The organism is Pseudonocardia sp. C8 (assembly GCF_014267175.1).
In the GTDB taxonomy this organism is placed as follows: domain Bacteria; phylum Actinomycetota; class Actinomycetes; order Mycobacteriales; family Pseudonocardiaceae; genus Pseudonocardia.
In genome coordinates this window covers 1,866,739-1,888,714 of sequence record NZ_JACMTR010000002.1, presented here as the reverse complement: position 1 = coordinate 1,888,714, position 21,976 = coordinate 1,866,739, and the positions used below count along the sequence as shown (strand labels likewise).

At 74.3% G+C, this 21,976-nt stretch carries 21 protein-coding genes; 12 read left to right on the top strand and 9 right to left on the bottom strand.

Going from position 1 to position 21,976, the window contains the following annotated elements:
* Positions 1 to 22: 22 nt before the first annotated feature.
* The 3 genes from H7X46_RS09505 to H7X46_RS09495 are packed head-to-tail and all read right to left on the bottom strand — an operon-like array spanning position 23 to position 1,694.
* The gene (locus H7X46_RS09505) at positions 23 to 460 is read right to left on the bottom strand and encodes an SRPBCC family protein (protein WP_186359056.1); all 438 of its coding nucleotides are present in this window, start codon (positions 458 to 460) and stop codon (positions 23 to 25) included.
* Between the two features lie 10 nt (positions 461 to 470).
* Positions 471 to 1,277 (bottom strand): metallophosphoesterase, encoded by an 807-nt coding sequence (locus tag H7X46_RS09500; protein ID WP_186359055.1) that lies wholly within the window; start codon positions 1,275 to 1,277, stop codon positions 471 to 473.
* Entirely contained in the window at positions 1,278 to 1,694 is a 417-nt protein-coding gene (locus tag H7X46_RS09495; RefSeq protein WP_186359054.1) for a polyketide cyclase / dehydrase and lipid transport, read from the bottom strand.
* A gap of 183 nt (positions 1,695 to 1,877) precedes the next feature.
* On the opposite strand from H7X46_RS09495, the gene H7X46_RS09490 reads away from it, so the two are divergent.
* The gene (locus tag H7X46_RS09490; RefSeq protein WP_186359053.1) at positions 1,878 to 3,719 is read left to right on the top strand and encodes an AMP-dependent synthetase/ligase; all 1,842 of its coding nucleotides are present in this window, start codon (positions 1,878 to 1,880) and stop codon (positions 3,717 to 3,719) included.
* A gap of 58 nt (positions 3,720 to 3,777) precedes the next feature.
* Here H7X46_RS09490 and H7X46_RS09485 read toward each other — a convergent pair whose 3' ends face one another.
* Entirely contained in the window at positions 3,778 to 4,947 is a 1,170-nt protein-coding gene (locus tag H7X46_RS09485; protein ID WP_186359052.1) for a glycosyltransferase family 4 protein, read from the bottom strand.
* Positions 4,948 to 5,101: 154 nt separating this feature from the next.
* On the opposite strand from H7X46_RS09485, the gene H7X46_RS09480 reads away from it, so the two are divergent.
* The 8 genes from H7X46_RS09480 (at position 5,102) to H7X46_RS09445 (ending at position 12,083) form a co-directional block, all read left to right on the top strand.
* Positions 5,102 to 6,292 (top strand): lipid-transfer protein, encoded by a 1,191-nt coding sequence (locus tag H7X46_RS09480; protein ID WP_186359051.1) that lies wholly within the window; start codon positions 5,102 to 5,104, stop codon positions 6,290 to 6,292.
* Entirely contained in the window at positions 6,289 to 6,750 is a 462-nt protein-coding gene (locus H7X46_RS09475) for a MaoC family dehydratase N-terminal domain-containing protein (protein WP_186359050.1), read from the top strand. The genes H7X46_RS09480 and H7X46_RS09475 overlap by 4 nt, the downstream gene beginning before the upstream one ends.
* Positions 6,747 to 7,184, top strand: coding sequence for a MaoC/PaaZ C-terminal domain-containing protein (locus tag H7X46_RS09470; protein WP_186359049.1), 438 nt, complete (start codon positions 6,747 to 6,749; stop codon positions 7,182 to 7,184). The genes H7X46_RS09475 and H7X46_RS09470 overlap by 4 nt, the downstream gene beginning before the upstream one ends.
* Complete coding sequence (locus H7X46_RS09465) at positions 7,181 to 8,014, top strand: SDR family NAD(P)-dependent oxidoreductase (protein WP_186359048.1); 834 nt, start codon at positions 7,181 to 7,183, stop codon at positions 8,012 to 8,014. The genes H7X46_RS09470 and H7X46_RS09465 overlap by 4 nt, the downstream gene beginning before the upstream one ends.
* Positions 7,998 to 8,828 carry an enoyl-CoA hydratase-related protein gene (locus H7X46_RS09460; protein ID WP_222131254.1) on the top strand — a complete coding sequence of 277 codons (831 nt, stop codon included), beginning with the start codon at positions 7,998 to 8,000 and terminating at the stop codon, positions 8,826 to 8,828. Before H7X46_RS09465 ends, H7X46_RS09460 begins: the two co-directional genes overlap by 17 nt.
* Before the next feature lie 16 nt (positions 8,829 to 8,844).
* Positions 8,845 to 10,005: a TetR/AcrR family transcriptional regulator gene (locus tag H7X46_RS09455; RefSeq protein ID WP_186359047.1), complete on the top strand. Its 1,161-nt coding sequence runs from the start codon at positions 8,845 to 8,847 to the stop codon at positions 10,003 to 10,005.
* A 105-nt stretch (positions 10,006 to 10,110) separates the two neighbouring features.
* Entirely contained in the window at positions 10,111 to 11,658 is a 1,548-nt protein-coding gene (locus tag H7X46_RS09450) for a long-chain fatty acid--CoA ligase (RefSeq protein WP_186359046.1), read from the top strand.
* Positions 11,659 to 11,747: 89 nt separating this feature from the next.
* Positions 11,748 to 12,083, top strand: a complete 336-nt coding sequence (locus H7X46_RS09445) for a hypothetical protein (protein WP_255426106.1) — start codon at positions 11,748 to 11,750, stop codon at positions 12,081 to 12,083.
* A 13-nt stretch (positions 12,084 to 12,096) separates the two neighbouring features.
* On the opposite strand, the gene H7X46_RS09440 is transcribed toward H7X46_RS09445, so the two are convergent.
* Positions 12,097 to 13,740, bottom strand: a complete 1,644-nt coding sequence (locus H7X46_RS09440) for an NYN domain-containing protein (protein ID WP_255426105.1) — start codon at positions 13,738 to 13,740, stop codon at positions 12,097 to 12,099.
* 119 nt (positions 13,741 to 13,859) lie between these two features.
* On the opposite strand from H7X46_RS09440, the gene H7X46_RS09435 reads away from it, so the two are divergent.
* Positions 13,860 to 15,605: a DEDD exonuclease domain-containing protein gene (locus H7X46_RS09435; RefSeq protein ID WP_186359045.1), complete on the top strand. Its 1,746-nt coding sequence runs from the start codon at positions 13,860 to 13,862 to the stop codon at positions 15,603 to 15,605.
* 289 nt (positions 15,606 to 15,894) lie between these two features.
* On the opposite strand, the gene H7X46_RS09430 is transcribed toward H7X46_RS09435, so the two are convergent.
* From H7X46_RS09430 to H7X46_RS09415, 4 genes are all read right to left on the bottom strand, one after another.
* Entirely contained in the window at positions 15,895 to 17,610 is a 1,716-nt protein-coding gene (locus H7X46_RS09430; RefSeq protein WP_186359044.1) for a cytochrome bc complex cytochrome b subunit, read from the bottom strand.
* The gene (locus H7X46_RS09425; protein WP_222131253.1) at positions 17,607 to 18,743 is read right to left on the bottom strand and encodes a ubiquinol-cytochrome c reductase iron-sulfur subunit; all 1,137 of its coding nucleotides are present in this window, start codon (positions 18,741 to 18,743) and stop codon (positions 17,607 to 17,609) included. Before H7X46_RS09425 ends, H7X46_RS09430 begins: the two co-directional genes overlap by 4 nt.
* Positions 18,740 to 19,528: a c-type cytochrome gene (locus H7X46_RS09420; RefSeq protein ID WP_186362546.1), complete on the bottom strand. Its 789-nt coding sequence runs from the start codon at positions 19,526 to 19,528 to the stop codon at positions 18,740 to 18,742. The genes H7X46_RS09425 and H7X46_RS09420 overlap by 4 nt, the downstream gene beginning before the upstream one ends.
* Positions 19,529 to 19,706: 178 nt before the next feature.
* Entirely contained in the window at positions 19,707 to 20,315 is a 609-nt protein-coding gene (locus H7X46_RS09415; RefSeq protein WP_186359043.1) for a heme-copper oxidase subunit III, read from the bottom strand.
* 189 nt (positions 20,316 to 20,504) lie between these two features.
* On the opposite strand from H7X46_RS09415, the gene H7X46_RS09410 reads away from it, so the two are divergent.
* Complete coding sequence (locus tag H7X46_RS09410; RefSeq protein WP_186362545.1) at positions 20,505 to 20,900, top strand: hypothetical protein; 396 nt, start codon at positions 20,505 to 20,507, stop codon at positions 20,898 to 20,900.
* Between the two features lie 12 nt (positions 20,901 to 20,912).
* A complete protein-coding gene (trpD, locus tag H7X46_RS09405) occupies positions 20,913 to 21,953 on the top strand; it encodes an anthranilate phosphoribosyltransferase (RefSeq protein ID WP_370588674.1) in 1,041 nt (346 codons plus the stop codon).
* Positions 21,954 to 21,976: the final 23 nt, after the last annotated feature.

Below are 21,976 nucleotides of genomic sequence, written 5' to 3'. Positions count from 1 at the left end.
CCGGCGGTGCCCTGCCGGGCTCTCACCCCTTCTCGACGCGTCGCTTCAGTCCCTTCAGCGCGGCGTCGATGATCACCTTCTCGGCCTTGCGGCGGAGCATCCCGATCATCGGGAAGTTCACCTCGACCGAGAGCTCGTAGGTGACCCGGGTGCCGGTGCCGTCCGGCTCCAGCCGGTACGCGCCGTCCTGGGCCTTCTGGATACCGCCCTTGACCAGGGTCCACGTGACCGAGCGGTCGTCGCCGGCCCAGTCGTAGTCGAGGGTGTAGGAGTCCTTGATCGCGCCGGCGTCCATCGAGAACCGGACCTGCCTGGCCCGGTCGCCCGTCCCCGGGTCGAGGATCTCGACCGCGGTGATCTGGTCGGTCCACTCCGGGTACGACGCGAAGTCCGCGACGACCGCCATCACCTGTTCCGGCGGGGCGTCGATGTGGATCGAGGAGGTGGTCGCGTCGGCCATGGCGGGGAGGTTATCGGCCACCGGACAGGTGGAGCACGTAGGGCGTCTCCAGCGCGCGGAAGTGCCCCACGTTCACGCACTCGGTCCGGCCGGCCCTGGCCCGGCGGTGCAGCGGCTGGTGGACGTGCCCGAACAGCGCGTGCGAGGGCTGCTCGGACCGGATCCGCGCGGTCAGCGGTGCGCTGGCGAGCTCCCCGCGGCGCGTGACGACGTCGTAGACGAGCTCCGGGACCGCCGGCGGCACGTGCGTGCACAGCACGTCGGCGGGCCCGAGCGCGGCGAGCCGGGCGGTCCAGTCCTCGTGGGTCAGGAAGTGCGGCTGCCACGGCCCGGGCCGGCGCGGGTCGATCCCGGCCGGGAGCGGGACGCCGCCGAGGAACCCGACCCGGTGCCCGGCGATCTCGATCACCCGGCCGTCGGCGGCGGTGACACCGTCGGTGTCCGGCCAGGCGGCGGGCACGTCGACGTTGCCGGGGATCGCCCACACCGGGACGTCGAGCGCCCCGAGCACGCCGAACAGGGTGGCGTACTCCTCCCGGACGGCCTCCTCGACGGCGGCGGCCGGGTCGGCGAACCGGGCCCAGGACCGTTCCAGCAGGCCGAGCATCTGGGCGCGGGGCGCCCCGACCCGGCGCATCCGGCCGAACTCGGCGGCGACGCCGGCGCCGAGCAGCCGCGAGATGATCCCGTTGTCCGGGTCGCGGTAGTCGACGAACTCGAGCAGGTCCCCGAGCACGACCAGCCCGTCGGCGCCGGCCGCGGCGCGGGCCAGCGCGCGGGCGTTGCCGTGGACGTCGGAGACGACGTGCAGCCGCACTCAGCGCTCCCGGACCGACGGCGCGACACCGGCCGGGCGCCCGCCCTCCAGGCGGCGCTTCAACGTGAAGGCGTGTGCCTTGAACGCCCGGTGCCGCCGGTCGCTCTCGGCCCGTCCGGCCCGGCGGCGGCGCAGCCCCGGCACCGGTTCCGTGGGTTCGGCACGCAGGAAGAAGTGCAGGACGGTGCCGTCGAGCACCTCCTCGCACCACACCTCCATCGTCCCGGTGAGCGCGCCGGTGACCGTCCAGCGCAGCCCCGCGGGGCCGCGGTCGTGCGCGACCTCCGGGCGCAGGTCCGGCCAGTAGACCGGCCAGCGCGCCGGATCGGCGAACTCGGCCGCCACCCGCTCCCGGGGCACGGCCAGGAACGTCTCGTCGATCACGTCCACGGTCGGTGCGGTCGGCGGGCCGGTCACCCGACCAGCGTGCCAGCCCGGTGGCGGCCCGCCCGCGGGGGTACGGTCGCGCTGCAACCGGTCTGTCATCTCCGAGCGATGTACGGACTCGCTACCAGCCGGTAAGTTCACGGCCCAGCAGGTCGGTGCGCTCGTCGCTCCGACGAGTTCCAGCCCTGTCGAGGCCGCCAGGAGGTCGATCCCGTGCGTGAGTACAGCATCCCCGCGAACGTGTCGGTGGGAGCCGAGGAGTCGCTCTCCGACGCCGTCTTCTCCCACGCCGCCGAGCACCCCGCGGACGTCCTCTACCGCCGCAAGGGTTCCGGCGGATGGAGCGACGTGACGGCCCGCGAGTTCGCCGGGCAGGTGACGCGGGTGGCCGCGGGCCTGATCGCGGCCGGCGTGCAGACCGGGGACCGGATCGCGCTGCTGTCCCGCACCCGCTACGAGTGGACGCTGTTCGACTACGCGATCCTCGCGGCGGGCGCCGTCACCGTCCCGATCTACGAGACCTCGTCGCCGGACCAGATCGCCTGGATCGTGTCCGACTCCGGCGCGGCCGGGATCGTCGTCGAGACCGCCGACCACGCGGCGTCGGTCGACAAGGTGCGCGCCGACCTGCCCCAGCTGCGCAACATCTGGCAGATCGAGCCGGCCGCGTCCGCCCCGGACGCCCCGTCGGCCGTCGAGCAGCTGACCGGTCTCGGCTCGGACACCGCGGACGACGTCGTGCACGAGCGCCGGGGTGCGGTCCGCGCCGACGACCTCTGCACGCTGATCTACACCTCGGGCACCACCGGACGGCCCAAGGGCTGCGAGCTCACCCACCGCAACCTGCTCACCGAGTGCCGGACGATCGCCGCGACGATCCCGGACCTGCTCGCCTCCGGCGGGTCGGTGCTGCTGTTCCTGCCGCTCGCGCACGTGTTCGGCAAGGTCATCCAGTGCGGCGCGCTGATCACCCGGACCACGGTCGGGCACACCCCGGACGTGAAGAACCTGCTGCCCGACCTGGCCGAGTTCCGGCCGACGTTCCTGCTCGCGGTGCCGCGGGTGTTCGAGAAGGTCTACAACGGCGCCCGGCTCAAGGCGCACGACGCGGGCAAGGGCAAGATCTTCGACGCGGCGGCGGACACCGCGATCGCCTACTCCGAGGCGCTCGACCAGGGCGGCCCCGGCCTGGTGCTCAAGGCCAAGCACGCGCTGTTCGACAAGCTCGTCTACAACAAGCTGCGCGAGGCGGTCGGCGGGAACGTCCGGGCCGCGGTGTCGGGGTCGGCGCCGCTGGGTGCCCGGCTCGGCCACTTCTTCCGCGGTGTCGGGCTGCCGGTGCTGGAGGGCTACGGCCTCACCGAGACCTCGGCCGGCATCACGCTGAACACGCTCGACGCCCAGCGGATCGGCTCGGTCGGCCGCCCGGTGCCGGGCTGCGCGGTCCGGATCGGGCCCGACGGCGAGATCCTGCTCCGCGGCGACATCGTCTTCCGGGGGTACTGGCACAACGAGGAGGCCTCCCGGGAGGCCCTCGAGCCGGACGGCTGGTTCCACTCCGGCGACATCGGCGAGATCGACGACGCCGGCTTCCTCACGATCACCGGCCGCAAGAAGGAGATCATCGTCACCGCGGGCGGGAAGAACGTCGCGCCCGCGGTGCTGGAGGACCGGCTGCGGGCGCACCCGCTGGTCGGGCAGTGCATCGTGCTGGGCGACCAGAAGCCGTTCATCTCGGCGCTGGTCACGATCGACCCGGAGGCCCTGCCCGGCTGGCGCGAGCGCCACGGCAAGCCGGCGGGGGCGGGCGGCTCGGCGTCCGACCTGGTCGACGACCCGGAGCTGCGTGGTGAGGTCGCGGCCGCGGTCGAGGAGGCCAACCAGGCCGTGTCGCGGGCCGAGCAGATCCGCAAGTTCCGGATCCTGCCCGTCGACTTCTCCGAGGCCGGCGGGGAGCTGACGCCGACGATGAAGGTCAAGCGCAAGGTCGTCCTGGAGTCCTACGCCGAGGAGATCGAGGCGCTCTACTCCGGCACGCCCGCCCACCGGACCTGACCGCCCCTGGCCCTGCGCTCGCGCCCGCCCCTCCCCCCTCATTGCCACTCATGGAGCTTTAGTCCTGTGGCACGGGACTGAAGCTCCATGAGTGGGTTCCCGGTGGGGCGAGGAACGTGCGCAGGCGGGTCACGGAGGCGGGGCCGCCCCAGATGTGGCGCACCCGTTCTCGGCCGGCCCGGCCCATCGCCGCGGCCCGGTCCGGGTCGGCCAGCAGGGACGCGATCCGGTCGGCGACGGCCGCGACGTCCCGGCCCGGGACGACGTGCCCGGTGACGCCCTCCTCGACGGTCTCCGGGGCCCCGCCGGAGTCCCCGGCGACGACCGGCAGCCCGGCCGCCGCGGCCTCCAGCAGCGCGATGCCCAGCCCCTCGACGTCCAGGCCGCCGAGATGGGTGCGGCAGGGCAGCGCGAAGACGTCCCCCGCGGCGTGGTGCGCCGCGAGGTCGGCGGCCGGCACTCCCCCGGTGACGACGACGGCGTCGGCCACCCCGCACCGGGCGGCCAGGCGCCGCAGCCGGTCCCGGTAGGGGCCGCCGCCGACCAGCAGGAGCCGGGTGCCCGGCACCCGCTCCCGGATCCGGGGCAGCGCCGCGACCAGCACGTCCTGCCCCTTGCGTGGCACCAGCCGGGACACGCAGGACACGACCGGGGCCGAGCCGAGTGCGTACCGGGACCGGATCGCCGCCCGCGCGGCCGGGTCCGGGGCGAAGCGGGCCGTGTCCACCGGCGGTGGTAGCGGCTCCAGGGCGGCGTCCGGGCCGAACGCCGCGCCGAGCCGGTCCCGGGTCCAGCGCGACACGGTGGTGACGACGTCCGCGTCGGCCCCGATCCGGCGCAGCACCTGCCGGGCGCCGGGCAGCATCGACCAGCCCACCTCGTGGCCGTGGGTGGACGCGACGACGCGGGCGATCCCGGCCCGGCGCCGCAGGCCCGGCCCGAGCAGGCCGAGCGGCGCGGTGGCGCCGAACCAGACGGTGCCGGCGCCGTGCTCGCGCGCCAGGCACGCGGCCCGCCGGGCGACCTCCCCGACCGGCAGCATCAGCGACGTGCGGTGCCGGTGCACCGGGAAGGGCTGGGCGGCGTCGAACTCCCGGTCCCCGCGCCAGGCGGGCGCGTAGACCGCGAGGTCGCCGGGCGGCAGGCCGCGGGCGAGGTCGTGCAGATAGCTCTGGATCCCGCCGGGGCGCGGCGGGAAGTCGTTGGTCACGAGCAGCGTGCGCGCCACGGCCGGACGGTATCCCGGCCCGGGTCGCCCCCTGCGACGGCACCCGTCCCGGGCCGACTCCGACCCTTGCCGGCCTTATGTGAACTGTGATTAGCTCAATCAAGACGTCGTCACCCTATCTGGCAAGCCCTGCTCCTGACCGGGAGGAACGTTCATGAGTCGAAGTGCGCACATCGCGGGGGTCGGGATGGTGCCGTTCACCAAGCCGCGCGAGACGCAGGGCTACGAGACGATGGGAGCGCAGGCCGCCCGCGCGGCCCTGCAGGACGCCGGGGTGGACTACGACCTCGTCCAGCAGGCGTACGTCGGCTACGTCTACGGGGACTCGACGTCGGGACAGGCTGCGCTGTACCCGGTCGGGCTGACCGGCGTCCCGGTCGTCAACGTCAACAACAACTGCTCGACGGGCTCGTCGGCGCTGTTCCTCGCCCGGCAGGCCGTCGCCTCCGGCGCGGTGGAGTGCGCGCTCGCGCTGGGCTTCGAGCAGATGGTCGACGGTGCCCTGTCGATGGCCTACACCGATCGCCGGTCACCGTTCGCGAGCTTCGACGAGGCCGCCCGGCCCCTGCAGGAACGCGACGAGAAGGCCCCGTTCGCCGCGCAGTACTTCGGCGGCGCCGGCCGCGAACACATGGAGCGCTACGGCACCGAGCAGGCCACGTTCGCCAAGATCTCGGTCAAGGCGCGCCGGCACGCGGCGAACAACCCGTACGCGGTCTTCCGCACCCCGGTGTCCGAGGACGAGGTGCTCGCCTCGCCGGCCGTCTACGGCCCGCTGACCCGCCTGATGTGCTGCCCGCCCACCTGCGGTGCGGCGGCCGCCGTGGTGTGCAGCGCCGAGTTCGCCCGCCGGCACGGCATCGACGCCTCGGTCGTGGTCCGCGCCCAGTCGATGACCACGGACACCCCGAGCACGTTCGAGGCCGGCGACATGCGCCGCATCGTCGGGTACGACCTCACCGCCGCCGCGGCGACCCAGGTCTACGAGGCCGCCGGGGTGTCCCCGGAGGACGTGCCGGTCGTGGAGCTGCACGACTGCTTCGCGACCAACGAGCTGATCACCTACGAGGGCCTCGGCCTGACGCCGGAGGGATCCGCGGAGAAGTTCGTGCGGGACGGGGACAACACCTACGGCGGCCGGGTCGTGACCAACCCGTCCGGCGGGCTGCTGTCCAAGGGGCATCCGCTCGGCGCCACCGGGCTCGCCCAGTGCGCCGAGCTGGTCTGGCAGCTGCGCGGGACCGCCGGCCCGCGGCAGGTGGACGGCGCGCGCCTGGCCCTGCAGCACAATCTCGGCCTCGGCGGGGCCTGCGTGGTCACGCTCTACGAGCGGGTGGCGGCATGAGCGCGCGGATCGACGACTCGGTCGTCGGGACCGTCCAGCCGACGGTCGAGGTCGACGTCGAACGCGGCCGGCTGCGGGCGTTCTCCCACGCCATCGGCGAGACCGACCCCGTCTACGTCGACGTCGACGCGGCGCGCGCGGCCGGTCATCCGGACCTGCCGGTACCGCCGACGTTCCTGTTCGGCGCCGGGCTCGGCCGCGGTGGCGACGACTTCACCTGGCTCACCGCGCTCGGCGTCGACCTGCGCGGTGTGCTGCACGGCTCGCAGCGGTTCACCTACCACTCGGTGGCCCACGCCGGGGACTCCCTGCGGCTCACCCCGCAGATCGTCGACACCTACGAGAAGAAGGGCGGCACGTTGCGGTTCCTCGTCCGGCAGACGGTCGTGACCCGGGTGGACGGGTCGGCGGTGGCCGACCTCGAGGAGACGATCGTGGTGCGGGAGGTCGGATCGTGACCGCCGTGCCCGGCCGGGTGGAGGTGGGCACCGAGCTCCCGCCGCTGGAGCTGCCCCCGATCACCCGGACCACGCTGGCCCTGTTCGGCCCTGCCTCCGGGGACCTCAACCCGATCCATCTCGACCTCGACGTGGCCCGCTCGGCCGGGCTGGACGACGTGTTCGCCCACGGCATGCTGTCGATGGCCTACCTCGGGCGGCTGCTCACCGGATGGGTCGACCAGCGCGCGGTCCGCTCCTTCGGTGTGCGGTTCGCGGCGATCACCCCGGTGCACGCCCGGCCGACCTGCCACGGCCGGGTCACCGCCGTCGACGCCGTCGACGGCGAGCGGCGCGCCACGCTCGCCCTCACCGTCACCCTCGCCGACGGCACCACCACGCTCACCGGCGACGCCGTCGTCGCCCTCGACACCCCCGGAACGGAGACCCCATGACCGCGCCCCTCACCGACCGCGTCGCCCTCGTCACCGGCTCCGGGCGTGGCATCGGCCGCGAGATCGCACGCAAGCTCGCCGGGGCCGGTGCGGCCGTCGTGGTCAACGACCTGGACGCCGACGTGGCCGCGCAGACGGTGGACGAGATCACGGCCGCGGGCGGGCGGGCCACCGCGTGCGCCGGGAGCGTCACCGACCCCGGCTTCGCGCAGCGGTTCGTCGACACCGCCACCGACACCTACGGCGGCCTGCACATCATCGTGAACAACGCCGGCTACACCTGGGACACCGTCGTGCAGAAGATGACCGACCAGCAGTGGGACGACATCCTCGACGTCCACCTCAAGGCGCCGTTCCGGATCCTCCGCGCCGCCCAGCCGGTGATCTCCGCTGCGGTCAGGGCCGAGCGGGCGGCCGGTGGCCCGCGCATCACCCGCAAGGTCGTCAACATCTCGTCGGTCGCCGGGACGGCCGGCAACGCGGGCCAGATCAACTACAGCTCGGCCAAGGCCGGGGTCACCGGCATGACCAGGACGCTGGCCAAGGAGTGGGGCCGCTACGACGTCACCGTCAACTGCGTCGCGTTCGGCTTGATCCGGACCCGGCTCACGGAGGCCGCCGCCGGCGGCGACGCGCACATCGACGTCGACGGCCGCCAGATCAAGGTCGGCGTGAACCCGGACCTGCTCGCCCGGCTCGAGCACGGCATCCCGCTCGGCCGGGCCGGGACACCGGCCGAGGCCGCCGGTGCGGTCTACCTGTTCTGCCAGCCGGAGAGCGACTACGTCTCCGGGCAGGTGCTGGTCTGCGGTGGTGGGTTCACTGGCTGAGCCCGGTACGGCCCGCGTCGAGGTCGACGCGGGCGTCGCGACTGTCATGCTGGACCGGCCCCCGCGCAACGCGCTGACCGCCGCCTTCGCCGAGGCGATCGTGGGTGCCCTCGACGACGTCGGTGCCGACCGCCGGGTCCGCGCCATGGTCCTGACCGGGGCAGGCCGCACGTTCTGCGCCGGCGCCGACCTGCTCGACGGCCCGGAATCACTGCGCCGGCTGCTCGAGGACGACGGCGCCGACCGGCCCGGCTACCGCGAGCCCGCAGCCCGGATCGTGACGGCGATCCGCCGGCTCCGGGTCCCGGTGATCGCGGCGGTCAACGGGGACGCCGCCGGGGGCGGGGCCACGATCTCCCTCGCGGCCGATGTCCGATACGCCGCCGCCGGAGCCCGGTTCTCGTTCCCGTTCACCCGGCTCGGCGTGTGCCCGGAGGGCGCATCGACCTACCACCTGCCCCGGCTGGTCGGTCCCGGCCGGGCCGCGGACTGGTTGCTGTCCGGCCGGCGGATCGACGCCGACGAGGCCCTCGCCGCCGGTCTCGTGTCCCGGCTGCTTCCGGCGGACCGGGTGCTCGAGGAGGCCCGTGCCTGGGCCCGCGAGGTGGCGCTGCGGTGCTCGCCGGCGGCCGTGGCCGCCACCCGCGGCCTGCTCGCCGCCGCACCGGACACCCCGGAGGCCGCCTCCGCCGCGGAGAGCCGCACGCTCGTCGAGCTGGCGGCGGGGCCGGACTGCCCGGAAGGGGTGTCGGCGTTCCTCGAGCGCCGGGATCCCCGGTTCCGGCCCGTCGATACGCTGTCCCGGACGCCGTGACAGCAGTGGGGAGCTGATGAGCACCGACACCCCGCCGCGGACCGCGGCCCCGCGCCGCAGGCCGCGCGACCGCAAGCAGCAGATCCTCACCGCGGCCCGGGACCAGTTCTGGTCCCGTGGCTACCACCAGGTGGGCATGGCCGAGCTCGCGGCGGCCGTCGACATCGGGGCCAGCGCCCTCTACCGGCACTTCCGGAGCAAGCACGACCTGCTCCTGGCCGCGCTCGACGAGGACCTGACCGCAGCCGAGCGGACGGTCGGCCTGACCGGCGCCGACGTGGTGGACGGCCTGGCCCGGGTCGGCCTGGAACGCCGCGGGTTCGGGCTGCTCTGGGAGCGGGAGGCGGGGCACCTGCTGCCGGCCGAGCGGATCGCGATCTGGCGGCGGCTGCGCAGGCTCGCCGAGGCCGTCGAGGCGGCGGTGCCCGCCCCGGACGCCGCGAACCTCCGCGCCTGGGCGGCCCTGTCGGTGACCAACAGCCCGTCCCACCACCGGGTGGCCCTCGACCAGGAGCGGTTCCGGCGGCTGCTCGGCGAGGCCGCGCACGCCTGCCTCGCCGTGTCGCTGCCGGACCCGCCGCGGCCGGCACCCGTTCCGCGCCGTGCCGGGCGCGGGCTCGCCCCGGCCTCCCGGCGCGAGGCGCTCCTGGCCGCGGCGCTGCGCCTGTTCGCCGAGCGGGGCTACCCCTCGGTGGGGCTCACCGACATCGGCGCCGCCACCGGGATCGCCGGGCCGAGCGTGTACAACCACTTCCCGACCAAGGTCGACCTGCTCGACGCCGCCCTGCGGCGCGGGGAGGAACGTCTCTGGCTCGGCCTGCACCACGTCCTCGCCCGGGCCGACGACGAGGCCTCGGCGCTGCGCGCCCTGGTCGAGGACTACACCGCGTTCGCCCACACCGATCCCCGGCTCGTCGGCGTCCTGCACTCGGAGCTCATCCACCTGCCCGAGGAACGACGGGCCGTGTTCCGGACCCACCAGCTCGAGTACGTCGCCGAGTGGGTCGCGCTGCTCGGCATCGTCCGGCCGGACCTCGACGCGACCGAATGCCGGGTCCTGGTCCACGCGGCACTGGCCGTCGTCAACGGCCTGGCCCGGGTCCGGCCCCTGCACCGCCGGCCCGGCCTCGCGTCCGAGATCGCGACCCTCGGCCACGCCACGCTCCGCGGTCGGTGAACCGCCAGATTTCCCAACGGAGGAACAAGCACTCCTGACCAGCACTTGCTCGCAGTAAGTGAACGGCAATAAGCTTCCATCCACTTCAACGGAGAAGGTGGTTCGATGCAGCTCACCCAGTCCCTCGAGCGGGCGGTCCAGCAGACGCCGCAGCTCGCCGCGACCGTCTTCGGTGACCGGACCCGCACCTGGGCCCAGTGCCGCGACCGGGTCGCCCGGTTCGCCGGCGCCCTGCGGTCGCTCGGTGTCCGGCCCGGCGACCGGGTCGCGATCCTCGCGCTGAACCGCGACGACTACCACGAGTTCCAGCTCGCGGTCCCGTGGGCGGGCGGGGTCGGCGTCCCGGTGAACACCCGGTGGAGCGTCGAGGAGATCGCGTTCTCCCTGACCGACTCGGGCACCCGGGTGCTGGTCGTCGACGACACGTTCGTCGATCTCGTCCCGGCCGTGCTCGACCACGCCCCGGTCGTCGAGACGGTGATCTACTGCGGTGACGGGGACGCCCCCGGGGCCCTGCAGTCCTACGAGACGCTGATCGCCGAGCACGACCCGGTCCCGGACGCCGGTCGCGGCGGCGATGACCTGGCCGCCATCTACTACACCGGCGGCACGACCGGGCGCCCCAAGGGCGTCATGCTCAGCCACGCGAACCTGCTCAGCTCCGCGCTCGGGACCGCGGCCACCGAGCACTTCCTGGTCCCCGGGGGCCGGTTCCTGCACGCCGCGCCGATGTTCCACCTCGCGGACGGCGCGGCCTGGGTGGCCCGCAACCTCCTCGGCGGCACCCACGTGATCGTGTCCGGGTTCACCCCGGCCGGCGTGGCGGCCGCGATCGCCGAGCACCAGGTGACCGACATCCTGCTCGTCCCCACGATGATCCAGATGCTGGTCGACTCCCCCGAGGCGGCGCAGCACGACCTGTCGAGCCTGCGGCGCCTCTTCTACGGTGCCTCCCCGATCAGCGAGGCGGTCCTCGAACGCGCGGCGGCACGGCTGCCGGACACCGAGTTCTCGCAGCTCTACGGGATGACCGAGCTGGCCCCGGTGTGCACGATCCTCACCCCGGCCGACCACGCGCGTCCGGAGCTGCGGCGCGCCGCCGGCCGGGCCGCCCCGCACGGCTCGGTCCGGGTCGTCGACGAGTACGACGAGCCCCTCCCCCCGCGCAGCGTCGGCGAGATCGTCGCCCGCGGGCCGCACGTCATGCTGGGCTACTGGGACCGGCCCGAGGAGACGGCGACCGCGCTCCGCGGTGGGTGGATGCACACCGGCGACGGGGGCTACCTCGACGAGGAGGGGTACCTGTTCGTCGTCGACCGGATCAAGGACATGATCGTCTCGGGCGGGGAGAACGTGTACTCGGCCGAGGTCGAGAACGCGCTGGCCCGCCACCCGGCCGTGGCCTCCTGCGCGGTGATCGGGGTCCCGGACGAGCAGTGGGGCGAGCGCGTGCACGCGGTGGTGGTGACCGCGCCGGACGCGTCGGTCACGCCCGACGAGCTGCGCAGCCACTGCCGCGAGCTGATCGCCGGCTACAAGTGCCCGCGCAGCGTGGAGTTCGTCGACGCGCTGCCGATGTCCGGTGCGGGCAAGATCCTCAAGCGGGAGCTGAGGGCGGCGCACTGGGGCGGCGCGGACCGCAACGTCTCCTGACGCCGGGCGGACCTGCGCCGCCCGTTTCTGTCGGACCCCTGCCCTACCGTCCGCGGTGATCGCACGAGGTTCGACGGAGGAGGCGCACGATGATCGTCGACTGCGACCGCTGCGAGGTCCGCGGGACCGCCTGTGGGGACTGCGTGATCGGCGTGCTCATGGAGGTGCCCGAGATCGACCGCCCGATCCCCTACCTCCCGGTGGACCCGCCCGGCCCGGCCGGCACGGCCGGCGGTGCGGGCCACGGGCCGGTCGAGTTCGCCGAGGCCGAGCGGCGGGCGCTGCAGGTCCTGGCCGACCAGGGCCTCGTCCCGCAGCTGCGCCTGGTCGCGCCGGCCGCGCGTCCGGCCCGGCGTGCGGACCCACCGCTGCTGCCGGTACCGGAGGTGCCACCCGGCGCGCCCCGGCGGCGGGCCGCGGGGTGACCGGGGGCCGGGTTCAGCCGCCGAGGCGGCGCAGCAGGATCGCGGACGGCACCGTGTGGGCCCCGCGTCGCCGCACCGAGCGGACGACCTCCTGGTCCGAGGTCGCGACGAGCAGCGGCCGCCCGGCCGGCTCGGCGGCGACGAGGTCGCGCAGGACGTCGTCGGCGAGGACACCGGCCTCGCTGAACAGCACGCGCACCCCGCGGGTCCCCCGCATCGGGGCGGCGGTGACCGCCGCACCGTCGAAGACGACGGTGATCTCCACCCCGGTGCGGGCGCCGAGCGCGCCCAGCTGCCCCACCAGCCGGGAGCGCTGGTCGGCCAGCGGCAGGTCGGGGTACCCGGTCTTGCTGACGTTGTAGCCGTCGACGATGAGATGCATGGAGGGCACCGCGAGCAGCGTGTCCAGGGCGGCGAGCCCGTCGACCGGGACGCCGGCCCGCGCACCCGCGGCCTCCCCCGCACCGCCCGCGACGAGATCGGCCGGGCGCGGCCCGCCGGCACCGATGTCCAGCTCGCGGCGCAGCCCCGCGATCGCGCCCCCGACCGTGTCGATCAGCAGCTCGAGGCGCACCTCGTCGGCGCGCCGGGCCTCGCGCGCGGCCTGCCGGGCCGCGGCGACCTCCCGGGCGGCGGACTCGGCCCGCCGCCGTTCCTGGTCGGCGCGTTCCCGCTCGGACTCGCACTGCGCGCGCGCCGCCGCCAGCCGCTCGTCGGCGCCGGCCCGGAGGCGGTCCACCTCGGCCTCCAGCTCGGCGCGGGCGTCCAGTGCGGCCCGTAGCTTCGCGCCCTGCTCGCTGACCCGGCGGCGCATCTGCTGGTACTCCGACTCGCGGTCCGCGACGCGCGACCGCGCCCGCTCGCGTTCCTCGGCCAGCTCCGCGGTCACCCGCTCCAGCTCCGCGGTCACCTTGTCGACCTTCGCGAGGGCCTCGTCCCGCTCGGCGCGCAGGGCGGACAGGTCGGCCGCCCGCTCGACCTCGGCGACCCACCGGGGGGCCAGCGGGTCGCCGGTCAGCAACGCGACGGCGGCCGCATCGATCCGGTCGACCGGCGCGGGCAGCGGTGCGTCGCGCCCGGCCGCCGCGGTGACCGGGGCCGGTGCGCTCTCCGCACCGGTCGCCGCTCCCGCACCGGTCCCGTGGTCGGTGGCGGTGCCGTGGTCGGCGCCGGTCCCGCCTTCCGCACCGGTGCCGTGGTCGCTGGCGGTCCCGTGCTCCGCGGCGGTCCCGCGGTCCGCGCCGGATCCGGCAGTCCCGTGATCCGCACCGGTCGCCGTCCCCCCGGCGGCGCCGGCGTCGGGCAGCTCCAGCTCACCCGGCCGGTGCTCGGCCCACCACGCGACGACGGCCGCCCGGAACGCCGGGTCCTGCTCCAGCCGGGTGACCAGCGCCTGGCCGCCGAGGCGGGCCCGTTTGGCGGGCGTGAACTTGGCGAACCGGCGCAACGGGCCGGGGACGTCGGCGGCCGGCATCCCGCTCAGCGCGGTGCCCGCGATCTCCGCGAGCCGCGTCCGCAACGGCGACGGCAGCGACGACCAGGCCACCTGTGCGGCGTCTCCCGCTGCGGCGCACCGGCCGGCCGCCGCATCCGGCACCGGGCCCGACGGGGCGCCGGAACCCGCGGGCCCCGCTCCTGCTCCGTCGTCGCTCGCCATCGGTCCAGGCTATCCCCGCCACGCGCGGGACGCCGCGGCCCACGCCACGGGACCGGCCACGGAGCGGGCCGCCACCGGCCTTCGAACATACTGTCGGTCCCGGGGGCTACCGTGCGGCCGTGGCCACCCGCTCCCCGCAGCTCGCCTTCGACGAGCTGGGCACGCCCCTGCGCGACGTCACCTTCTGCGTCCTCGACCTGGAGACCACCGGCGGCAGCCACCGGACCGACGCGATCACCGAGGTGGGGGCCGTCTCGGTGCGCGGCGGGGAACGGGTCGGCGAGCTGGCGACCCTGGTCGACCCGGGCACGCGGGTGCCCGTCGACGTCACCCGCCTCACCGGGATCACGAACGCGATGCTGGCCGGGGCACCACCGCTCGGCGCCGTGCTGCCCGCGGTGCTCGACCGGCTGCGCGGCGCGGTGCTGGTCGCGCACAACGCGCCGTTCGACACCGGGTTCCTGCGGGCCGCCTGCGAGCGGCACGAGCGGCCGTGGCCGTCACCCCCCGTGCTGTGCACGGCCCGGCTGGCCCGGGCCGTGCTGCCCCGCACCGAGGTCCCCAGCGTCCGGCTCGGGGCGCTCGCCGCCCATTTCGGGTGCGCGACGACGCCGGACCACCGCGCGCTGACCGACGCCCGGGCCACCGTCGAGGTCCTGCACCACCTGCTGGAGCGGATCGGGAACCTGGGCGTGCAGAGCCTGGAGGAGCTCCTGGGGCTGGTGAAGGACCGGTCGCCGGACCGCCCGACCACCGCGCAGCGCCGGCGCCGGCACCTGGCGAACGGGGTGCCGTCCGCGCCCGGGGTATACCTGTTCCGCGGCGCGCGCGACGAGGTGCTCTACGTCGGCACCAGCGCCGACCTGTACCGGCGGGTCCGGTCGTACTTCACCGCCGGGGAGCGGCGGCGCCGGATCCGCGACATGGTCGCCCAGGCCGAGCGGGTCGACACCGTGGTCTGCGCGCACGCGCTCGAGGCCGCGGTCCGCGAGCTGCGGCTGATCGCCGCGCACCGGCCCCGCTACAACCGGCGCTCCCGCAACCCGGACCGCAGCTGGTGGGTGGCGCCGACCGCGGAGGCGTTCCCCCGGCTGTCGGTGGTCGCCTCCCCGCGGCCCGGGGCGCTCGGCCCGTTCCCCTCCCAGCGGGCCGCGACCGACGCGCTCGACGCCGCACTCGACGCGGTGCCGCTGCGCCGGTGCACGATCCGGATCCCGCGCCGCGACCCGTCCGGCACGCCGTGCGCGCTGCACGAGCTGGGGCGCTGCGCCGCGCCCTGCGCCGGGCTGCAGAGCGCCGCGGACTACGCCCTCGCCGTCGACGCCTGGCACGCCCTCGTCGCCGGCAGCGACGACACCCCGCTGCGGACGCTCGCCGCGGCCGTCGACGCCCGCTCCGCCGACGGCCGCTACGAGGCCGCCGCCCGGGCCCGGGACCGGCTGGCGGCGCTCGCCGGCGGCGTCGACCGGCACGGATCGCTCGCCGGCCTCGCATCGCTGGAGGAGGTCGTCGGTGCCCGGCCCGACGGGCGCGGCGGCTGGGAGCTCGCCGTCCTGCGGTACGGGCGGCTCGCCGCCGCCGGGAACGCCCCGCGCGGGGTGCGCCCCATGCCGGTGGTGGAGGCGTTGCGGACGGGCGCGCAGACCGTGCTGCCCGGGCCGGGGCCGCTGCGCGGTGCCCCGCCCGAGGAGGTCCGCGTGCTGTACCGCTGGCTCACCACCGGGGGCACCCGGCTGGTGTCCAGCACGCCCACGTGGGCCGAGCCCGCTCGCGGCGGCGGCCCCTGGCGGGCGTGGGCCGAGCGGGCCCGCGACGCCGCCCACCGCACCGGCGACCGCGCGCCCGACGAGGCACGCACCACCTGACACCCGGCCGCACGGGCCCGGACCGGCACCCGACGACAGCTCGAGCGGCGGCGCACGGAACGACGACGGCCCCGGCCGGAGCTGTCCGCTCCGGGCCGGGGCCCGTCGTCGTCCGTGCTAGTGCCCCATCAAGCAACGTTCGGCACGGAACTCGGCGGCCCAGGCGCCCGCCGGCGGCGTTGCCGACCGGGCCGAGTACCTCCGGTACTGGGCCCGGCCGGCGCCTTGCCGGCGAACTCCTGGATCCACCGATTTCCGCACCAACGTTGCTTGACGAGGCACTAGCCGATCACTCCGTCGGCTGCTGGGGACGACCGCCGTCGTCCGGCCGGCCGGCCGGCTCCTCGGTGCGGGCCGCCAGCTCGGTCCGCGACACCCGGCGCTCCTCGAGCTCGGCGAGCTCGCGCTCGCGCGCCTCGTGCCGCGCGTGGGCCAGTGCCCGCGACTCGTCGACCGGGTCCGGCGTGAGCATCGACCCCGGGACCGGCTCGCCGGCCGAGCCCAGCTGGTTCATCCGCTTCGGCACGGACGCGCCCTGGTACTCGAGCGGGATCGCGTGGCCGTGCGAGTCGACACCGCCCAGCGGCTGGTGCACCTCGATGAACTCGCCGTGCGGCAGCCGCTTGATGATGCCGGTCTCGATGCCGTGCTCCAGCACCGCCCGGTCGGACTTCTGCAGGCCGAGGCACCAGCGGTAGGTCACCCAGTAGACGATCGGCGGGACGATCAGCAGGCCCAGGCGGCCGGCCCACGTCGTCGCGTTGAGCGAGATGTGGAAGAAGTACGCGATCCAGTCGTTGAACCCGCACATCACCAGCCACAGGTAGAACGAGATCGCCATCGCGCCGAGCGCCGTGCGGACCGGCACGTCCCGCGGGCGCTGCAGCAGGTTGTGCAGCGCGTCGTCGCCGGTGAAGCGGCGCTCGACGGCCGGGTAGATCGCCGCCACCACGAACAGCACCGGCAGGAAGCCCGCGGTCGGGATGAACGCGGCCGGGATCGTGTAGGTGCCGAACAGGTAGAACTCCCACGGCGGGAAGATCCGGCCCATGCCCTCGGACCACAGCATGTAGAAGTCCGGCTGGGACCCCGCCGACACGTGCGACGCGTCGTAGGGGCCGAGGCTCCAGATGCCGTTGATCTGGAACAGGCCCGCGATCAGGCACAGCACGCCGGCGACGACGGCGAAGAACGCGCCGCCCTTCGCCGCGAACTGCGGCAGGATCCGCACGCCGACCACGTTGCCCTCGGTCCGGCCGGGACCGGGGAACTGGGTGTGCTTCTGGTACCAGACCAGGCCGACGTGCACCGCGATCAGCGCGAGGATGATCCCGGGCAGCACCAGCACGTGGATGATGTAGAGCCGCGGGATGACCTCGGTACCGGGGAACTCCCCGCCGAACAGCGCCCAGTGCACCCAGGTGCCCATGATCGGCACCGTCAGCGTGATACCGGAGGCGATCCGCAGGCCGATGCCGGACAGCAGGTCGTCCGGCAGCGAGTAGCCGGTGAAGCCGGTGAAGGTGCCCAGCAGGATCAGCACGATGCCGATCGTCCAGTTCGCCTCACGCGGCTTGCGGAACGCGCCGGTGAAGAACACCCGGAACATGTGGATGATCATCGACGCCATGAACAGCAGTGCCGCCCAGTGGTGCAGCTGCCGCATGAACAGCCCGCCGCGGACCTCGAACGACAGCTCGAGCGCCGACTCGTAGGCGCGCGACATGTGCACGCCGCGGAGCGGGTCGTACGGGCCGTTGTAGACGACCTCCTCCATGGAGGGGTCGAAGAACAGGCCCAGGTAGGTGCCCGACAGCAGCAGGATGATGAAGCTGTAGAGCGCGATCTCGCCCAGCATGAACGACCAATGGGTCGGGAAGACCTTGTTGAACTGCTTGCGCAGCCCGGCCGCCGGGTGGAAACGCTGGTCCAGCTCGTCGAGGGCCTCGGCGGCCTTCGCGGACGCCCCTCCGGAGGAGGAGGTCGGAGTGGTGATCGAACTCATGTCGTCTTCGGCCTCTCCCAGAACGCGGGTCCGACGGGCTCGACGAAGTCGCCCTGCGCGACGAAGTAGCCCTCCTCGTTCACCGTGATCGGCAGCTGCGGCAGCGGGCGGGCGGCCGGGCCGAAGACCGGCTCGGCGTCCCGCGTCGCCAGGAACTGCGACTGGTGGCAGGGGCACAGGATGCGGTTGTCCTGCGCCTGGTACAGCGACGTCGGGCACCCGAGGTGCGTGCAGATCTTCGACCAGGCGTAGAAGTCGCCGTGGTGGAAGTTCTCCTGCCCCGGACGCGGCGTCACGTGCGTGCCCGGACGGAGGCGGATCAGCATGACCGGCGCGTCGGAGGCGCGCTGCGCGTGCAGCAGCTCCTCCTCGTTCCCGCGCTCGCTCTCCCGGTAGGGGAAGACGGTCATCATCGAACCGGGCTCCATGTCCTCGGGCCGCACCCGTGCGATCTCACCGACGATACCGGTGTCGGTCCGCAGGTACACCGTCTCGCCGTTCTCGGGACGCCAGCCGGTGTGCCACAGCGGCGCCTCCTCACCCTCGGCCCACGGGTCCCGGACGATGCCGCCGAGGGCGATCACGCCGGTGCCGACGCCCAGCACGGCGGCGGACAGACCGGCCGTACGGATGATCAGCTTGCGGCGGCCGAGCGTGGTCGAGTTGCCCGCGTCGGCCAGCTGGGCCATGACGGTCCGGCGGTCGACCTCGTCGGAGGCGCCGTCGTGCCGCTGCTGGACCGACACCTCGTTCGGGAAGAGCTTCTTCACGGCCTGGATCACCGCGATGCCCAGCGCCAGGATCGAGAACCCGAACGTGAAGCCGATGACCGGCGTGTACATCAGGTACGTCAGGTGGCCGGGCTCGCCGCTGTTGACGTACTCCCACGGCCACCAGATGAACGCGACCACGAACGCGAGCCCGGACAGCGCCGAGAGCCCGAACCACAGCGCGACCGCGCGCTCGGCCCGCTTCTCCGCCCGGGTGCCCGGGATCGGGAACGCGGGCGCGTTGTGCACGACGTCGACGTCGTCGAGCTCACCGGCCAGCCGGGCCAGCTGCTCGGGCGACATCGCGTCGAGATCCTCCTGGGCCGGGCGCTTGCCCGAGCCGGTGCCGACGTCGCTGCTCAACTCTTCGCCCCCAACCAGATCGCGAACCCGACCAGTCCGGCCATCACGGCGACGAAGATGAAGATCCCCTCCGCCGTCGGGCCGAGGCCCATCAGCGCGTTGCCGCCGGGGTTGTTGCCCTCGTTCACGGACTTGATGTACGCGATGATGTCCCGCTTCTCCTCCGGCGTGAGCTGCTGGTCGGAGAAGCGCGGCATGTTCTGCGGACCGGTCTGCATCGCGGTGTAGATCTGCGACTCGCTGGCCGGGTCCAGGGCCGGCGCGAACTTGCCGGACGACAGCGCGCCGCCGACGCCGGTGAAGTTGTGGCAGGACGCGCAGTTCAGCCGGTACAGCGTGCCGCCGCGGCCCGGGTCCTCGCCCCGCAGCGCCTCACCCTCCTGGGCCGGCGTGACAGGGCCGCCGCCGTTCGCCTGGATGTAGGCGCCCAGCGCCTCCAGGTTCGCGCGGCCCTCGGCGGTCTCCGGGTCGAAGATCGGCAGCGGGTGCTTGCGCATGGCCTGCGCCTCCTGGCGGGCCATCGGCATGCGCCCCGAGGAGACCTGGAAGTACACCGCAGCGTCACCGACGCCGATCAGGCTCGGCCCGCGGCCCTGCTCGCCCTGCAGGTTCGACCCGTGACAGGTGATGCAGGTGTTGTTGTAGAGCTGCTCGCCCTTGGCGATCAGCGCGGCGTCCGGCTGCGCCTGCGCGACCTGCGGCTGGGGCGCGAAAGCGGCGTAGAGGAAGCCGACGGACAGCAGGCCCAGACCGATGGCGAGGGCGCCCGCGATCCGGCGGCGCATCTTGCCGTGCGGACGGGTGCGGCCCCCGCCGTTGCGGTCCGGCCGGTTGCCCGGTGGTGGGTTCTGGGCTGCGCTCTCGGCGCCCTCGGGGTTCTCGGTCATCGCTGGGGGTCTTCCAACCTCGACGTCGTGGCGGGTGGGGAGTCTCGTGGGACGGAGCGGGCTTCGGCTGTCGGAGCTAGCGGATGAAGTAGATGACGGCGAACAGCCCGATCCACACCACGTCGACGAAGTGCCAGTAGTACGACACGACGATCGCCGCGGTGGCCTGCGCCGGCGTGAACTTGCTCAGCTTGGTGCGGATGATCAGGTACACGAACGCGACCAGCCCACCGATGACGTGCAGGCCGTGGAAGCCCGTCGCCATGTAGAAGACCGAGCCGTACGCGCTCGAGGCGATCGTGGTGCCCTCCTCGACCAGCGTGAGGTACTCGCCGGCCTGGCCGAGCACGAAGAACGTGCCCATCGCCAGCGTCAGCAGGTACCAGCGGCGCAGCCCGAACACGTCACCCCGCTCGGCCGCGAACACGCCGAACTGGCAGGTGAACGAGGACGCCACGAGCACGATCGTCACGACGAGCGCGTACGGCACGTCGAGGTGCGTCGGCGGCGGCGGCCAGGGACCGTCGTTCTGGGCCCGCGCGGTGAAGTACATCGCGAACAGCCCGGCGAAGAACATCAGCTCGCTGGAGAGCCAGACGATGGTGCCGATGCTGACCAGGTTGGGTCGGTTCAGCGAGTGGATCCGCGCGCTGATGTTGGGTGCCGCTGTCGTCACGCCGGGCATTATGACCCGAGCCGAACTTCTACGGCTTGTCGGGATACCCCTTGTCGCATCACGATCGCCGAACGGCAGCCATGATCAGCGGGTCCACGCCCGTCCCGGGGGCCCGCCCGGACTACTATCCGGCCCGTGGCGAGCGGAGCAGCGAGGATCGGCGGACCGGGCGGCGGCACGGCGACGGGCACCAGCACGGTGCTCGTCTACAGCCACCGCGCCGAGGTCCGGCAGGGCATCATCGACGCGGTCGGGCGGCGCCCGGCCCCGGACGTCGGCCGGGTGCGGTTCACCGAGGCCGCCGGCATCGCCGACGTCCTCGCCGCGTGCGACGCCGGCGAGGCCGACCTCCTGATCCTCGACGGCGAGGCGCAGCCGACCGGCGGCATGGGCGTGGCGAAGCAGCTGCGGCACGAGATCACCGACTGCCCGCCGATCGTGCTCACCGTCCGCCGCCGCGACGACCGCTGGCTGGGCACCTGGTCGGAGGCGGACGCGGTGCTGGTGCACCCGCTGGACCCGATCGAGACGGCCGAGGTCGTCGCCCAGGTGCTGCGCGACTCCCGGGCCGGCACCGTGACCGCGGGCGAGTAGGGGGGTCCCGGCGTGAGCGCACCGACCTGGCCGTCGGTCATCGGCCGGCTGATGGGCGGCGAGGACGTGACCGCCGAGGAGTCGACCTGGGCGATGGACCAGGTCTTCGCCGGCGAGGCGACGCCCGCGCAGCTCGCGGGCTTCCTCGTCGCGCTGCGGTCGAAGGGCGAGACGCCGGCCGAGATCTCCGGCATGGCCGACGCGATGCTGGCGCACGCGTTGCGGGTCACCGTCCCCGGCCGGGCGGTGGACGTCGTCGGCACCGGCGGGGACCAGGCGCACACCGTCAACATCTCGACGATGGCGGCGATCGTCGTCGCGGCGGCCGGCGCGCCGGTGGTCAAGCACGGCGGGCGCGCCGCGTCGTCGCAGTGCGGGACCGCGGACGTCCTCGAGACGCTCGGCGTCGCGATCGAGCTGACCCCGGCCGCCGTGGAACGCTGCGTGGCCGAGCTCGGCATCGGCTTCTGCTTCGCGCAGGCCTTCCACCCCGCCATGCGCTACGCCGGAGGGGTGCGCCGCGAGCTGGGCGTCCCGACCGCGATGAACATCCTCGGGCCGCTGTCGAACCCGGCCCAGCCGGAGTGCGGCCTGATCGGCTGTGCCGACCCCCGGCTGGCGCCGATCATGGCCGAGGTGTTCGCCCGGCGCGGCAAGTCGGTGCTGCTCGTCCGCGGCGACGACGGCCTCGACGAGCTCACGACCGTCACGTCGAGCACCGTCTGGATCGCCGACGGCGGCCGGGTCCGCCGGGAACGCCTGGACCCGGCCGCGCTGGGCGTGCGTCCGGCGACGGCCGAGGACCTGCGGGGCGGCACCCGGGAGGTCAACGCGGCCGTCGTCCGCGACGTGGTCGCCGGGAAGCCGGGCCCGGTGCGGGACGCGGTGCTGCTCAACGCCGCCGGCGCGCTCGCGTCGCACCGCGGGATCTCCGGCGACCTGACGGCCGCGATCGCCGACGCCCTCGAGGCCGTCACCACGGCGATCGACTCGGGCGCGGCGGCGGACCTGCTGACCCGCTGGGCGGCCCGGTCGACCCAACTCGCGTCGTGAGTGGGTAGCAGGGCCAGGGCCCT

Excerpts from the sequence above, each read along its gene's own strand:
- H7X46_RS09455 (WP_186359047.1), top strand. The coding sequence starts at position 8,845 with ATGAGCACCGACACCCCGCCGCGGACCGCGGCCCCGCGCCGCAGGCCG.
- H7X46_RS09430 (WP_186359044.1), bottom strand. The coding sequence starts at position 17,610 with ATGAGTTCGATCACCACTCCGACCTCCTCCTCCGGAGGGGCGTCCGCG.
- H7X46_RS09440 (WP_255426105.1), bottom strand. The coding sequence starts at position 13,740 with ATGGCGAGCGACGACGGAGCAGGAGCGGGGCCCGCGGGTTCCGGCGCC.
- H7X46_RS09450 (WP_186359046.1), top strand. The coding sequence starts at position 10,111 with ATGCAGCTCACCCAGTCCCTCGAGCGGGCGGTCCAGCAGACGCCGCAG.
- H7X46_RS09415 (WP_186359043.1), bottom strand. The coding sequence starts at position 20,315 with ATGCCCGGCGTGACGACAGCGGCACCCAACATCAGCGCGCGGATCCAC.
- H7X46_RS09420 (WP_186362546.1), bottom strand. The coding sequence starts at position 19,528 with ATGCGCCGCCGGATCGCGGGCGCCCTCGCCATCGGTCTGGGCCTGCTG.
- H7X46_RS09465 (WP_186359048.1), top strand. The coding sequence starts at position 7,181 with ATGACCGCGCCCCTCACCGACCGCGTCGCCCTCGTCACCGGCTCCGGG.
- H7X46_RS09445 (WP_255426106.1), top strand. The coding sequence starts at position 11,748 with ATGATCGTCGACTGCGACCGCTGCGAGGTCCGCGGGACCGCCTGTGGG.
- H7X46_RS09505 (WP_186359056.1), bottom strand. The coding sequence starts at position 460 with ATGGCCGACGCGACCACCTCCTCGATCCACATCGACGCCCCGCCGGAA.
- H7X46_RS09480 (WP_186359051.1), top strand. The coding sequence starts at position 5,102 with ATGAGTCGAAGTGCGCACATCGCGGGGGTCGGGATGGTGCCGTTCACC.
- H7X46_RS09475 (WP_186359050.1), top strand. The coding sequence starts at position 6,289 with ATGAGCGCGCGGATCGACGACTCGGTCGTCGGGACCGTCCAGCCGACG.